This is a genomic window from Prosthecobacter sp. (genome assembly GCF_044227185.1).
Taxonomy (GTDB): domain Bacteria; phylum Verrucomicrobiota; class Verrucomicrobiia; order Verrucomicrobiales; family Verrucomicrobiaceae; genus Prosthecobacter.
Genome location: NZ_JBGAFO010000002.1, coordinates 117761 through 131386 on the forward strand (window position 1 = coordinate 117761; position 13626 = coordinate 131386).

The window sequence follows — 13626 nt, forward strand, 5'->3', positions numbered from 1 at the left end:
TGCGCTGAATCACAGGGAGGTTTGAACGGCCTTGAACACAGGCTGCCCGTTGGGATTGTAGCCTGGGCGCGGGTTGAAAAAGCGATCGGTCAGCTCGATGGTGGAAATCTGATCGAGCGAGTAGATGCGGAAGCCGTTCTGCGAACTTCCGGAGACGGCTCCTTCCACCACCCAGGCCTGCATGGCCCAGTTTCCGGCGGGTGTCACGCCCAGCAGATGGGGCTCAACCAAGGTGCCTCCGCCCCCGCCGGTGGAGATCAGAAGCATCCGGCGCTGTGAGATGGCCGTTTTGATGGCCTCCCCGATGATTTCGCGACGCACTACCGGCGATTGGGTCTGGGCCGTTCCCTGCTGTGTTCGTGCGTTGCGTGCTTCCATCTCAGCCCTGCGCTGTGGATCATTCATGCTGCGCCCCACCTGGCGGGGTGCGCGATCTGCCAAGCCCGTGCCCATGGGCAGCGAGGCCGGGGGAGTCGCCGGGGTGGCGGGAACAGGCGCGCTGGGCAGTTCCAGCCCCAGGATGACCATGCTCTTGTGCAACAACTGAGCGGTTGCGGCGGCATCATAGGTGGTGCCGTTCAGCACGCCGCCCTGGGGGTTGGCCACGCACCAGTCACGAATCATCACCGCCTTGAGGCAAAGATCATACGGCTGGCCCGTGCTGGCGGCGAATCCAGTGGCAAGCTGCTGCTGTTTTGCATCCTGAGCGTAACCCGCCGTGACGCACATCATTGCTAAAAGCGTAAGAATCGTCTTCATAATGTGCATTCGAACATACCTAGCTGGCTTCGTCAAGCCCGAATCAGAACACCTGCTGCCTCCCTATCATGGCCTCCCAGGGGATGCGGGGCCGCCCGGAGCCAGAAGGCATGTGGCAAGGCCGCATTTGCTCTCCCGCAGCAACTTTCCTGGGCTCCTCGGGTGAAGTCTCCGTTTTTTTATCTGCATGGCACCACCTTTCTTTCTTGAGTGGTTACCCCGCAAGGACTCGAACCTTGAACGAGAGAATCAAAATCTCCTGTGTTACCATTACACCACGGGGTAGGAGGTGTGCCGAGCGCGATAGTAGAGCCTCATTGGCACTGCGCAAGGGCGGCTTCGAGGGGAATGTGGATGCCGGGACATGCAGGCCTGGTGTTTAAGGAGAGACGCGCCCCCCCTGCGCAGAGGCCTTCGCGGGGTGCGGAATGAGCGGTTCTGGTGAAAAGCGGGGTGATTTGGAGCCTAAAGCAAATTTTTTTTTGGGGGGTTTTGGGGGGGCCGGGTTCCCCCCGCAGGCCTTGATTTTTCAGGGAATCCAGCCGCTAAAGATAGCCTTATTGTATTAAAATTATGGAAATACAAAATATTTATTCTTGCAATATAAACTATAATTAACATAATAGCTTTGCAATTTGAGAAAAACATTATGAAGAAACTCATCCTCATCCAGAACGACTATCCCGGCACCGGCAAGAGCACTCTGGCTCTTTGCTTCCACCGCTACCTCCAGCAGTATGGTGTCCCTCATCAACTCCTCTCCCTCACCGAAGAGGATACCCATGACGCCATGGGCACCGTGGCTCTCGACGCCAGTTCCCTGACACCCAGGGCTTTCCTGGCTCATGTGGATGCCTCCCCGCTGACCATCCTGGACATCAGCACCGGCCTCGGCGAGTTCTTCAACAAATTCTATCAGGGCTGCGAAATGGACCAGATCCTGCAGTCCGCGGGCGTCGCCGTCTCGGTGGTGCTGCCGGTCACGGTGGACCGCGAGAGCTTCGACTCCGTCATCGACGCGGCCGAAGTGTACTCTGACAATGCCGAGTACCTGATCGCCCACCTGGTGACGAGCTGCTATGACGAAGACGACAAGGTCTGGGACACCAGCTACGCCGCCCGCGTGATGGACATGTTTGAAGCCGTGGAGCTTCACATCCCCGAAATCACCTTCCAGGTGGAGCTGAGCACCGAGCGCATGAGCCTGGACGCCGCCCTCCAGCAGGACGACGCCGAAGAGCGCCTGGGCAAGGAGTACACCAAGTGGCACCGCCGTGTGATGGGCCAGGTGGACAGCGCCCGCCAGTATCTCTTTGGCGACGCCTTCCGCCCCACGATGGCCCCGAAGACCGCGAAGCCGGTGCGCAAGGGCAAGGCGAAGCTGGCCGCATGAGGGGGGAAGCTTGCAGTGGTTTGCGATGGCTGGCCGTTGTTTGCAATGGTTTTCAAACCCCCGCTCACAACCGCAAACTTACTCAAAAAGTTCAGGATAACACCGATCCGCCACAGCCCGGCTGAGATTCCTTATCTCGGCCGGGCTGGAGCATTTAAGGACAGCTTGCGCGAGTGTTTCGCATTCGGCCACGGCCAGGCGCCGCACCGCATGCTTCACGCGGGCGATCTGAGTGGTGGCCACGCTGAGCTCATTCAAGCCGAGGCCGATCATCAGGGGCGTGAGCGTGAGGTCCGAGGCCATCTCTCCGCACATGCCGATGCGGATGCCCGCTGAGCGCGCCGCCTTGACGGACATGGCGATGAGGCGCAGCACCGCGGGATGGGTGGGCTGGTAGAGCTGTGCCACGCGGTCATTGAGCCGGTCCACGGCAATGGTGTACTGCGTCAGGTCATTCGTGCCCAGGCTGAGGAAATCGACTTCCGCGGCAATCAAATCCGCCGAGAGCGCGGCGCTGGGAATTTCGATCATGGCGCCGATCTCGATCTCGTCCGGCACGTCCACCCCCGCCGCAGTGAGCTCGTCCGCGCAGTCATTGAGCACGGCTTTCGCCTCGATGACTTCCTCAACTCCGGAGACCATGGGAAACATGATGCCCACACGCCCATGCACCGCCGCGCGCAGCAGCGCGCGGAGCTGGCGCTTGAACAGATCCAGCCGGCCCAGGGAGAGGCGGATGCCGCGCCAGCCGAGAAAGGGATTGGGCTCCGGCTCCAGGGCCAGGCGCTCGTCCACCTTGTCCCCGCCGAGATCCAGCGTGCGGAACACCACACGCTTCGGCGCCTGGGACTGCACCACGCGCCCGTAGGCGGCGGCCAGTTCATCCTCCGTGGCGTCCGGGTTTTCCAGGTGCAAAAACTCGGTGCGGAAGAGGCCCACCTCCTCGGCGCCGCTGTCCTCCACGATCTTCATTTCCTCGATGAACTCCGCATTGGCCCCCACGCAGACGGCGGTGCCGCAGCGGGTGAGGGAGGGCTTGTGCCGCTCCATTTGGAACACATCCTCGCGCCGTTCCGCCTGCTCCTCGCGCAGCCGGTAGCGCGTCAGGGTCTCTGCGCTGGGATTTCGGATCAGCAGGCCGCCTTCACCATCCAGCAGCACGGTGTCGCCGCTGTGCAGCTCGTCGCAGATGCCATGCAGCCGTACCACCGCCGGCAGGGCCAGGGAGCGGGCGATGATGGCCGCGTGAGACACTGCGCTGCCCGTTTCCAGGGCAAAGCCGAGGACCTTGCTGCGGTCAAGCTGCACGGTGTCCGAAGGCGTGAGATCATGCGCGACCACGATCACGGGCTCGTCAAACATCGGGTGGTCCAGCAACTCGCCGCGCAGGTGGCGCATAACGCGGTGGGTGACGTCTTTCACATCGAGAAAGCGCTCGCGCAGGTAGGCGTCTGAAAGTCCGCGCAGGGCGTCCATGTGCTTGCACATGAGCTTGTAGTAGGCCCAGTCCACGCACACGCGCTGCTCGCGCACGGTTTTTTCCGTCTGCTTTAAAATGGTCGCGTCCTGCAGGATGAGCAGATGCGTCTCGAAGATCTCGCTCTCGGCGCTGCCCTGCTCCCCGGCCATGACGCGCTGGAGCTCCTCGATCTCCTTGCTCGTCACCGCCAGCGCCGCGTGCAGGCGCTGCATTTCATGGTCTTCAGTACCAGCCTCGATGGTGTCCTCGTCCGGCTCGTCAAAGTGGTCCTTAAGCACATGAACCACCGCATGCGCGACCCCGCTGGACACCGCAGTGCCGCTCCAGGTTTTTTCTTGCAAAAAGGGGTGGGGACTCATTTCCGCGCCTACCTTTCATGCGGACAACGCATTTGGCAAACGCCACCATGCATCAAACTGCGGCCAGGACCTTTTCCATCCGCTTTTTCAGCGCGGCGGCCTTGCCCTCTTCACCGATGATCTCCAGCATGGCGACGTAATCGGTCCCGATGGCCTCATAGCTGCGCGCCTCCTGCGGGAGCTGCGACTCCAGAATGGTCAGGCTCTTTTCAAAATGCTTCTGCGCCGCGTCGTTGTCCTTCAGCTCATGGCAGGCCGTGGCCAGATTGCACAGGGACTGCGCCACATCGCGGTGGCGCTCTCCCAGCACCTCCGTGCGGATCTGCAGGCCGTCTTCAAACATCTCCTTGGCCTGGTCGGGGAACCCGGCCGCGTAGTACAGGCTGCCCAGATTGTTGAACACGCAGGCCACGGATTCGGATTTGCGCCCGCGCTTGTTTTCCAGCGTTTCCAGGGAGCGCAGGTAGTGCTGCTCGGCCAGGGCAAACTTGTCCATGCACTTGTAGGTCATGGCCAGGTTGTTGCGCAGTTGCGCCGCCACCTCGGCATTTTCCCCACCGAGGGCTTCATGATTGCTGATCGCCTCTTCGTAATAGGGCAGCGACTCCGCCTCACGCCCGCTGAAGTCCAGCAGCGTGGCCAGGCTGGTGCGCACATTGGCCATCACCTCGGTGGGCAGCTCCAGATCCTTGCCCGCCTCCAGCGCCTCGCGGTAGGAGGCCTCGGCCGCAGGCACGTCCCCTGCATCGCGCTGGGCGTCTCCCAGCGTCTGCAGCGCCCGCACCAGGCCGGGGGCCTTGCCAGGAAACTCCTTCACAGCTTCCCGCTGCGCCTCCACCGCTTTGAGAGCGGACTGGACGGCAGGATTCGCGGTGGTGGCTGGAGCGGTGTTTTCTGGCATGATCTCGACAAAAAGGTCACGTGACGGTTGAAGACGTACCTTCGTGGACAGAGCGGCCCTCCGTCAAGTGCCGCCTTTGTCCCAATGCACAAAACTCCGGGTTCCGGCCCCCCTGCGCTGACAAGGCCTCAGGTCAGGGCTTCAGCCAGTACTCAAAGAACCGGTAGATCTGCTCATTGGACTCCTCATTGGGGTCGTGCTTCTCGCGGTTGGTCATGGCCACGCGGCTGGTGGTGCCGAGGAGCTGATTGACCGCGATGGCGTGGTTCAGGACGGTCCAGCGCTTGGGGGGATCTTCCGCACCGCCGGAGACGAGGAAGGGGCGCGGGGCCATGAGGGCTTCGAGTTCCTGCAGGTTGTGGCCTTTTTCGACGAGGGTTTTGTAGGCGCCGGTGCGGGGACTGTCTGCGGTGACGAGGCCGGGCTTGCGCGTGAGGGCGGGGTCCAGCCCGAGATACCACGGTTCCTGGTAGTTGATGCTGCCGCGGGTTTCATCAAAGACGATGCCCGGATCGCTCCACGCCGCGCAGGCATATTTGTCCCACAAGCAGGAGCCAAAGAGGGACCACTTGCCGCCATAGGAATGGCCGACGATGCCGATGCGCGCGGAGTCCACCTCTGGCAGAGATGCCAGGGCCTGCCACATGTTGGCGCTGATGTAGCCAAGGTAGGAGAGCGGCTGGCACTTTGCGCCTTCGCTCAGCACCGGCTTTCGTGCATCCCCACCCGGGGAGCCGATGGACAGAGTCACAAAACCGCGCCGCGCGAGCTGCCAGGCGAAGTCGCGCAGCGGCTTCTCGCTCAGACCCGCGCTTGTTTCAGGATCGTAGTAGGGCACAAACACCGCGGGGCGTTTGCCTGCATCTTTTGGCAGCAGCAGGTAGCCATCGCCGGTCTGGCCGGGGGCGATCTCGATGCGCACCTTGCGCTGGGTGATGTCCCCTTCCCGCTGCCTGGTTTCCAGCACCTCGATCTTGGGTTTCTCAATCACCGCGGGCCATGGGCCCATGATGGCGTGCCAGTCGGCCAGGATTTCCGCGCGGCGCTTCGGCCAGTCCGCCGGCGCTTTCACAGGCGTGCCGTCATTGAAAACCAGCGGTGATTTTCCGGGTGAAAACTGGCCGGCAAATTCGGCAGGCACCTGGGTGAAGGGCAGATCATCGGCATGGACCACCAGCGCGGAGGCCAGCAGGCCGGAAAGGAACAAAGATTTCATGGTTGGAACTCAAAAAACGCAGCTTCGCGGCGGTTCCATGCGGGCAAAAGGTTCGGCCGCATCAGGGCGCATGCCGTTCCAAGGGAACGATGGGCTCCGACGGCGGCGGACTGAGGACAGTCCGCCCTACCTCGCGCTGGGCTCCCATACATCCAGCGCGAGGCAGGGAGGCTTGTCCTCAAGCCTCCGCGAGCGTCTCCTGGCTTTCTTTGCTTTGCGGAAATCAGTCTGGCAAATATGCTATCATATTCACCCATGCACACCGTCCTTGAAATCGAGGAAGCCATCGAGGCCCTTCCACGGGAAGAGTGGCAGAAACTGCGCGAATGGTTTTTGGAACGTGAGTACGTCATCCATGCTTCCGCAAGCGTCTTTGAACTCTATGACGCCGAGGAGCAATGAAGTTTGCCCAGGCTGCGGGATCGCCACGCGGCCAAAGTCGAACTTGAATGCAATCTCGTTTGACCCGGCCGTGGATGTCTCGTTCCGTACCTGGATGAAGTTCCTTCCCGCCTTTGTCTTCCTGCTGACTGCCACGCCGCTGTGCGCGTGCTTGTGGGATCGCGATACCATCGCCATGGAGGCGCAGGGGAGGCTGGAGGTGGTGGAGACGATGGTGGGGTGGTTTGACCGGTTTCCGCCGGAGTATTACCAGATGCGCCTGGACCGTGTGACGAAGGAGATCGGCACCACACCGGAACGTCTGGAGCTGTATGATGATGCGGCGGTGGCCTGCGACCGCCTGGGCCGGCATGATGACGCGGTGGCGTGGATGGACCGGAAGAGCGCCCGCATGGCGGCACTGCCACCGGAGCAGACGACGGATCACCGCTACCGCATGCATGCCAACCTGGGCGTCTTCCGCACGCACCAATGGATCAAGACACTGGAGCGCAACGCGCAGGAAGAAAAGCTCAAGCTCGCCATTGAGGAGGTGAAAACCGCGCTGGAGATCAATCCCAACGCACACTTTGGCCGCGAGCGTGCCCACCTGGCGCTGCTGGAGTGGTGGCAGGCGGGCCTGCACAGCCCCGGCATGCAGGAGCCCCTGTACGATTCCTACCAGCTGCTGCGCTCTGTGCAGGCGGACTTCCCAAACACTGTGGACACCACCAGTTCCAATCTGGTGAAAGGTTATTGCGGACTGATTCAGATGGGCTCAGCGCAGGACAGCCTGGATGTGCATTTTCTGGTGTCATGGCTTCTCATGAACGACAGGACGCCGCAGGGGCACAGAGATTCGCATTTCGCCCTCTGTTATCTCACCTGCCTGCGAATGACCGAGCTGATCAAAGAGGGGCGGGAGCCGGTCTATGCGGGAAAGGATCTTCACGACTGGCTGCAGCCGGAAGCCCACTTCAAAGGCTCAAAGGTTCCGCCGACCAGGGAGGAAATGCTGGAGCGGCTGCCACTTTCACTCAGCCGCGTGGGCATCTGGGGAGGCAGCGGGGATCAGTCTGCCATCCCGCTGTGGTTTCATCAGGCCCGCGCCGCCGCGCGGCAGCGGCTGGCGGCCAAGACGGCCTTCATGCAGCAGCGCTTTGCCAAAGGCATGCACCCGGATACTCACACGGACTTCTGGAACGGCTGGGAGGAGCCGCAGATGCCCGAAGTGCCCCGGACCAAGCTGGAACAACGGGTGGGCGTCCCCCTCGCAGCCTGGCTTTCCGATTACAGCCATGTCGGGCTCGTCGTGTTTGCGCTGGCTGCCGGCGGTGTTGTGGCGATCTATGTCATCCTTCTTGTCAGGCGCAAGCGTGCCAGGCCCCTGATCAGCGCAGATGCTCGCGCAGAATGCGCGTGACTTCCTGCACCACCTCGGGGCGCTCCACGCAGCCGTGCCAGCAGGGCACGATTTTTTCGGAATCGGCGCCGTCGAGATGCGCGCTCCAGTAGGGCACGGCGCCGTCGGAGCTTTGCAGCAGGGGCTTGTGCCCGAACTGGCCGATGACGGAGTGATACGGCACGGGGATGGGCACCTCATTGAGGCCCTGATAAAAGGGATGTTTGTTGGACAGCGTGCCGATGCTCAGAAACGCAAAGAAGCCCCAGTCGCGGATCTGCGGCGAAAGGGCGTCCGTGTTGCCGGTGAGCAGCTGTTTTGACATCAGCAGGGTGTCCACCGGCAGGCGGATGAGCGAGGCGAGACGGCGCACGAGATTGATTCCGGCCAGATCGCTGCCGCGCTGCGGTGTGGTGATGAAGACGAGCCGCTTCACCTCGGGCCGCGGCTTGAATTTAAGCGTGCTCGCCAGGCGTTCCTGCAAGGCGGGGGAGACATTGAGCTGCTCCTGCGGCTTGGTGAAAATGGCGTTCCAAAGCCTGTCTCCGGGGTCGATGGCCTGCATGCGGCTGAGCAGCCCGCCCATGCTGTGGCCCACGAGCACCATGCGGCTCATGCCGGGGTCGTTGTGGTCAGGGTCAAAGTAATCGCGCGCCTGCTGCAGGGAGGCACGCAGACGCGCGGAGGTCTGCGGCACGCCCATGCCGGTGGGATAGAGGAAATACCAGGGCTGGTACCTGGCGCGCAGCTCCGGGTCTGAGCTGATGGCATTCACCGCATTCAGCCAGATGTGGGGGTCTGACATGAGCCCGTGCACAAACACGACCGGAATGCGCCGCGGATCATACGCGTCCATGCAGCAGAGGCGGCAGTCTCCCAGGGTGCGCTCGGGGTAAAACAGGCCCACCCAGGAAAAGAGGCCGAGTGATTTTTTGGAGAGCGCCCGGTCCTTGGCGGCAGTGAAGTTTGCGGCCAGCAGGCGTTCATCCTGCCGCACCTTCACGGTGTCCACGTTCAGGGCATCGTGCAGGCGCAGGCGGCAGCTCCGTGGCGTGGCGGGATCTCCATCATCCTCCGCAAGCTCCATCACGGCGGTGAGTGTGAGGTTGCCGCCGTTCGGCGGCAGAAAGGGCTGCTCCCTGCGCGTGGTGTCATTGCGGTAGATGTGGCCCACCACCGGCACGCCCACGCCGGGCCTTTCAGAGAGAGTGTCCTCCCCATGCGACCTCGTGCGCGAGGCCAGCATCAGCTCGTCGATCTGCGCGGGCTTCACCTCGCGCCGCAGGCCGGGCTGGGTGCTCAGCCCGACCTGGAACGTCTGGCTTCTGGACGCAAAGACGGTGCCGTTCTGCCAGTAGCGCGGGCTTTGGTGGGCATCCCATTCACGCAGAAACCTGGCCAGTGCACGCTCGTAACGGTCCTCGGCCGCCCGTCTGGCGGAGGCTTTGCCGTGATGCATGCCGTCCCACCCGGCCGCCACTTCTTCCAGCAGCGCGGCCATGCGCCGCTTTTCACCGCTGCTCAGCACGGTCTCCGCGCGGGGCAGCTCCATGCGCAGCACGGAGTGGCAGGAGGTCAGCGCCCCGCATGCGGCGAGGACGAGCAGGTGTGTCACACAGCGGCCGCGCATCACTTCGGCTCCGGAATGGGCGTCAGCTTCACGTTGCGGATGGCGGCGGTGGTGTTGAAGGTGGTCAGCGAGAGCGGCAGGTAGCTTTCAATGGGACCGGGGCGCACGCCGATCTTTTTTCCCTCGATGTCCTCGTCAACGACCTGCTTCTCCCCCAGCCACACGCTGATGTTCTTCGGCGTGACGCGCAGCTTGATGGCATACCACTGGTCATCGTTGTAGCGCTGGTAGCTGGAGGTGTTGTTTTCGGAGGCGTCCAGGCTGTCGATGCAGGAGATGCCCGTCACGCTGCCGCCCCAGCCGCCGCAGACCAGGGTGGCGCAGTGTTTCACATCCCCCACGGGAAAGGTGAGGCCCACGAAGAAATCCACGCCCTGCAGCCGCTTGGCTTCCAGCGTGATCTCGTAGTTGGTCGTTGGCAGTGCCGCCGCTTTCTTGTAAATGGCACCGCTCACATTCTCCCCTTGATTGATGATCATGAGGCCTCCCTCCACCTCCACCACCCCGCTGCCGCCCACATCGACGCTCTCCCAGTCGTCGAGGGATTTGCCGTTGAAGAGCACGATCTCTTTGGCCGCCGCCGGTTTTGCCGCGGCAGCAGGCTTGTCTTCAGCAGTGGCAAAGGCGGTGCCGAGCACCAGAAGAGCGGTCAGGGTGGGGAATTTCATGGCTTCGGCCCGCATTTTCAGCGTGGCATGCCCCACGGTCAAGCTTCACAAAAAACACCTTCCACCATGCTCACCTCCGCTTTAAAAACCATCATCGTCATGGGTGTCTCCGGCTCCGGCAAGTCCCTCATCGGCAGCCAGCTCGCGTCAAAACTCGACGGCACCTTTGAAGATGGCGACGACTTCCACCCGCTTTCCAACAAGGCCAAGATGTCCGCCGGCACGCCGCTGACTGACGAGGACCGCTGGCCCTGGTACGCCACGCTGCGCCAGCGCATCGAGGACATGCGCCACGTCACGCCCATCTACGTGCTGGCCTGCTCCGCGCTGAAGCCGGAGTATCGTGACAAGCTGCGCGCCCACGATCAGCCCGAGACCCTGCGCTTTGTCCTGCTGGACGGCAGCAAGGAGCTCATCGCCTCCCGCCTCGCGGGGCGCAAAGGTCACTTCATGCCCCCTGCCCTGCTGGACAGCCAGCTCGCCACCCTGGAACTGACGCCGGATGTGATCCACGTGGCCATTGATCAAACGCCCGAGCAGATCGTGAGCGACATCATCCAGAAGCTGGAAGAGGAAGACGCATGAGTGTGCCGGTCCAGCGTCTGTTCTGGGGGTGGGAGGCTCCCGTCCTGGATCAGGCCGTGGCTTTTCTCTGCCGCGGCTGGGATTCAGCGCGTGCGCTGGACCTCAGCAGCACGCTGCTGCTGGTGCCCAACGGTGAAGCCGGACGCCGCCTGCGCGAGGCGCTGGCGCAGGTGACGAACGAGACCGGCACGGCCGCCATCGTGCCGCATCTCTGGCTGCCGGAGCAGGCCCTGCTGCCGCAGTCGCGCCGCTTCGAAGCCGCCACCGCCGTGCAGTCCCAGATGGCCTGGCAGCGCGCGCTGGAGCAGGTGCCGCTGGAGGCACTGCCAGCGCTCTTTCCACACCCGCCCGTCTCTCTCGGCTGGGGCTGGCAGGCGGAGACCGCACGCATGCTGGCGGAGCTGAAAATGCTTCTCGGCACCGGCGGCCTCACCTTTGCGGAGACCGCCACACACCCCGCCGCTCAGCGCGACGCCGCACGCTGGCAGGACCTGGGGAAAATCGAGCGCGCGTACTTCGCGGAGCTCGCGCAGGCGAAAGTGGCCGATGCGCAGGCACTGAAACGCCGCCATGCGCAGGAGCCCGCCCTGCCGGACGGCGTGCGGCGCATCGTCGTGCTCGCCTCGCCGGATTTGCCGCCCTTGCTGGATCAATGGATCGCCGGATGTGCCAGCCGCGGCCTGGAGGTGGTCATCGCGATTCAGGCACCGCAGTCCATGGCCCACACCTTTGATGACTGCGGACGCCCCCTTCCCGAATACTGGGGCGAAGACGCGGGCAGCAGCCTGCCGATCCAAGACGCGCAGATTCATGTGGCGCGCGATCCCGCCACGCAGGCGGCGCTGACGCTGGATCTCATGCGCGAGCTCGTGCCCACGGCGCGCACCGCGCTCGGCGTCTGCGATTCCGAAGTCGGCAGCCTGCTGCTGGAAAAACTCACGCTCGAAAACGCACGCAGCTTTGAACCCGGCGGCATTCCTGTGCAGCGCGAGGGGCTGTGGCACATGCTCGACTGCTTCCGCCTGCTGCTGGCCTCCGGCTCCTGGCGCGCCTTTGCCGCGCTGCTGCGCATCCAGGACTTCCGCAGCGCCATCATCCCCGGCAATGAGAGTGCTGCCGGACTGCTGCGCCAGGCGGATGACTTCAGCAGCCAGCATCTGCCCGTGACTCTGACGCATGCGCTGGAACTGCCGCTCGCAGAGCACCCGGCTCTGCTGCCCGCGGTGGAAAACACGCTCGCACTCCTCGATTCCCTGCGTCGGCTCAGCCCGGCGCATGCAGCGCGCGCGCTCATCCTGAAACTGCTCGGTGAGCATGACTTCGATCCCGAAGCGCCGGGCGACCGCGAGCGCACGGAGCTGGCCACCGAGTGGCTGCGCATCAGTGAAGAGCTCGAGCTCGAAGCCCGGCGCTTCGGCCTGCAGCCCACGGCGGAGGAGGCATTCTCATTGTCGCTCGACTGCCTGGCGCAGAGCCGCCTCGCCGAACCTCGCGGTGACATTGACGTCGTGCTGCAGGGCTGGCTGGAACTGCTGTGGGAGCACGCGCCCAACCTCATCGTCACCGGATTCAATGAGGAGCATGTGCCGGGCATCTTCATCAGCCATCCGTTTCTGCCGGACAGCCTGCGCCAGGCACTGGGCCTGCCGCATCAAAACACCCGCTTTGCGCGTGACGCCTTCATCCTCGCCGCGCTGGCGCATCAGCGTCTGGGAGATCGTGGCCGCCTGCGCCTGCTCTGCGGGCAGTGGAGTGAAGATGGCGATGCCCTGCGCCCCTCCCGTCTTCTCTTTCTTTGTGATGATCAGGCGCTGCCGCGGCGCGTGGCCCATCTTTTCCCCAAGGAAGAAGACCAGCCCGCCACCGCCGAACCGCCGCGCACGCTGGCGTGGAAACTGGAGCCGGACTGGGCCGCAAAGCCGCTGGAAACCATCTCACCTTCGCGCCTGCGTGAGTACCTGAGCTGCCCCTTCCGCTTTTACCTGGGCTGCAACAAACGCATGCAGGCCGTGGAGATGGACAAGCGCGAGCTGGATGCCGCCGAATTTGGCAACGTGATCCATCACGCCTTTCATCAACTGCATCTGGATGCAGCCATGCGCGACTGCACGCATGAGGGAAAAATCTCCGACTGTCTCGAAGCCGCCGCCCGGGACCGGGTGAAGGAAATCTACGGCCGGCGTCCCGCGCCGCTGATCACGCTGCAGATGGAAAGCATCCTGCAGCGGCTGAAGAAGGCCGCGGAGATCGAGGCTAAAAACCGCCAGGGAGGCTGGCAGAGCGTGGAGGCGGAACTGCTCATCGGCGGTGAAGAAGACGCCAGGCCCTTCCTCATCGCTGAAGCCCGCCTGCGAGGCCGCATCGACCGCATTGAGCGCCACGTGAGCGGCAAGGTGCGCATTGTGGATTTCAAAAGCTCCGACAAACGGCGGCCGCCAGAGGAGGCGCATTTCAAAGTCATCACCGCCCGCACCAAGCTCACCGAAGCGGATGAATGGAAGTGCTTTGACCTGCCCGACGGCCGGCGCGCCCTGTGGTTGGATCTGCAACTGCCCCTCTACGCCGCCGCCCTGCGCCAGCGCGGCCTGGACGTGCGCGAGGTGGCCTACTTCGCCCTGCCCAAAAGCATCCAGGACACCGCCATCGTACCCTGGGAGAATTTTGACGCCGGCCTGACCGACTGCGCGCTGGCGTGCGCCACCGAAGCCGTGGAGCGCATCCGCAGCGGCGTTTTCTGGCCGCCGGCCGAGCGCTCTCCGAACGCGGACTACGACGAGATTCTGCTGCACGACCCGCTGCACAGCGTACAGCCGCCCCTTGCATAATACCGGGGTCCCGCTTATCAACCCGGC

11 protein-coding genes and 1 tRNA gene are annotated in these 13626 nt (G+C 63.4%); 5 read left to right on the forward strand and 7 right to left on the reverse strand.

Features of this window, described 5'->3' with window-relative positions; genetic code table 11:
• Positions 1-9 precede the first annotated feature (9 nt).
• Both ACILSQ_RS04960 and ACILSQ_RS04965 read right to left on the reverse strand, forming a co-directional pair.
• On the reverse strand, positions 10-759 hold the full coding sequence (locus ACILSQ_RS04960; protein ID WP_395742479.1) for a hypothetical protein: 750 nt from the start codon (positions 757-759) through the stop codon (positions 10-12).
• Between the two features lie 211 nt (positions 760-970).
• Positions 971-1044: transfer RNA gene (locus ACILSQ_RS04965), tRNA-Gln, on the reverse strand.
• 364 nt (positions 1045-1408) lie between these two features.
• Between ACILSQ_RS04965 and ACILSQ_RS04970 the strand changes: the two genes are divergently transcribed.
• Entirely contained in the window at positions 1409-2152 is a 744-nt protein-coding gene (locus tag ACILSQ_RS04970) for a hypothetical protein (protein ID WP_395742480.1), read from the forward strand.
• Positions 2153-2230: 78 nt separating this feature from the next.
• On the opposite strand, the gene ptsP is transcribed toward ACILSQ_RS04970, so the two are convergent.
• The 3 genes from ptsP to ACILSQ_RS04985 form a co-directional block, all read right to left on the reverse strand.
• Complete coding sequence (gene ptsP, locus ACILSQ_RS04975) at positions 2231-3991, reverse strand: phosphoenolpyruvate--protein phosphotransferase (RefSeq protein ID WP_395742481.1); 1761 nt, start codon at positions 3989-3991, stop codon at positions 2231-2233.
• 52 nt (positions 3992-4043) lie between these two features.
• The gene (locus tag ACILSQ_RS04980; protein ID WP_395742482.1) at positions 4044-4892 is read right to left on the reverse strand and encodes a tetratricopeptide repeat protein; all 849 of its coding nucleotides are present in this window, start codon (positions 4890-4892) and stop codon (positions 4044-4046) included.
• 133 nt (positions 4893-5025) lie between these two features.
• Complete coding sequence (locus ACILSQ_RS04985) at positions 5026-6108, reverse strand: sialidase (protein WP_395742483.1); 1083 nt, start codon at positions 6106-6108, stop codon at positions 5026-5028.
• 255 nt (positions 6109-6363) lie between these two features.
• Between ACILSQ_RS04985 and ACILSQ_RS04990 the strand changes: the two genes are divergently transcribed.
• Positions 6364-6510, forward strand: a complete 147-nt coding sequence (locus ACILSQ_RS04990; RefSeq protein WP_395742484.1) for a hypothetical protein — start codon at positions 6364-6366, stop codon at positions 6508-6510.
• A 94-nt stretch (positions 6511-6604) separates the two neighbouring features.
• Positions 6605-7912, forward strand: a complete 1308-nt coding sequence (locus tag ACILSQ_RS04995) for a hypothetical protein (protein WP_395742485.1) — start codon at positions 6605-6607, stop codon at positions 7910-7912.
• Here ACILSQ_RS04995 and ACILSQ_RS05000 read toward each other — a convergent pair.
• Together ACILSQ_RS05000 and ACILSQ_RS05005 are read right to left on the reverse strand one after the other, a co-directional pair.
• The gene (locus ACILSQ_RS05000) at positions 7881-9521 is read right to left on the reverse strand and encodes an esterase/lipase family protein (protein WP_395742486.1); all 1641 of its coding nucleotides are present in this window, start codon (positions 9519-9521) and stop codon (positions 7881-7883) included. The genes ACILSQ_RS04995 and ACILSQ_RS05000 overlap by 32 nt on opposite strands.
• Complete coding sequence (locus ACILSQ_RS05005) at positions 9521-10189, reverse strand: DUF1080 domain-containing protein (RefSeq protein ID WP_395742487.1); 669 nt, start codon at positions 10187-10189, stop codon at positions 9521-9523. The genes ACILSQ_RS05000 and ACILSQ_RS05005 overlap by 1 nt, the downstream gene beginning before the upstream one ends.
• A 66-nt stretch (positions 10190-10255) precedes the next feature.
• On the opposite strand from ACILSQ_RS05005, the gene ACILSQ_RS05010 reads away from it, so the two are divergent.
• Together ACILSQ_RS05010 and ACILSQ_RS05015 are read left to right on the forward strand one after the other, a co-directional pair.
• Positions 10256-10774, forward strand: a complete 519-nt coding sequence (locus tag ACILSQ_RS05010) for a gluconokinase (protein WP_395742488.1) — start codon at positions 10256-10258, stop codon at positions 10772-10774.
• Positions 10771-13599, forward strand: a complete 2829-nt coding sequence (locus ACILSQ_RS05015) for a PD-(D/E)XK nuclease family protein (RefSeq protein WP_395742489.1) — start codon at positions 10771-10773, stop codon at positions 13597-13599. Before ACILSQ_RS05010 ends, ACILSQ_RS05015 begins: the two co-directional genes overlap by 4 nt.
• Positions 13600-13626 lie beyond the last annotated feature (27 nt).

Excerpts from the sequence above, each read along its gene's own strand:
- ACILSQ_RS04960 (WP_395742479.1), bottom strand. The coding sequence starts at position 759 with ATGAAGACGATTCTTACGCTTTTAGCAATGATGTGCGTCACGGCGGGT.
- ACILSQ_RS04970 (WP_395742480.1), top strand. The coding sequence starts at position 1,409 with ATGAAGAAACTCATCCTCATCCAGAACGACTATCCCGGCACCGGCAAG.
- ptsP (WP_395742481.1), bottom strand. The coding sequence starts at position 3,991 with ATGAGTCCCCACCCCTTTTTGCAAGAAAAAACCTGGAGCGGCACTGCG.
- ACILSQ_RS04980 (WP_395742482.1), bottom strand. The coding sequence starts at position 4,892 with ATGCCAGAAAACACCGCTCCAGCCACCACCGCGAATCCTGCCGTCCAG.
- ACILSQ_RS04985 (WP_395742483.1), bottom strand. The coding sequence starts at position 6,108 with ATGAAATCTTTGTTCCTTTCCGGCCTGCTGGCCTCCGCGCTGGTGGTC.
- ACILSQ_RS04990 (WP_395742484.1), top strand. The coding sequence starts at position 6,364 with ATGCACACCGTCCTTGAAATCGAGGAAGCCATCGAGGCCCTTCCACGG.
- ACILSQ_RS04995 (WP_395742485.1), top strand. The coding sequence starts at position 6,605 with ATGAAGTTCCTTCCCGCCTTTGTCTTCCTGCTGACTGCCACGCCGCTG.
- ACILSQ_RS05000 (WP_395742486.1), bottom strand. The coding sequence starts at position 9,521 with ATGCGCGGCCGCTGTGTGACACACCTGCTCGTCCTCGCCGCATGCGGG.
- ACILSQ_RS05005 (WP_395742487.1), bottom strand. The coding sequence starts at position 10,189 with ATGAAATTCCCCACCCTGACCGCTCTTCTGGTGCTCGGCACCGCCTTT.
- ACILSQ_RS05010 (WP_395742488.1), top strand. The coding sequence starts at position 10,256 with ATGCTCACCTCCGCTTTAAAAACCATCATCGTCATGGGTGTCTCCGGC.
- ACILSQ_RS05015 (WP_395742489.1), top strand. The coding sequence starts at position 10,771 with ATGAGTGTGCCGGTCCAGCGTCTGTTCTGGGGGTGGGAGGCTCCCGTC.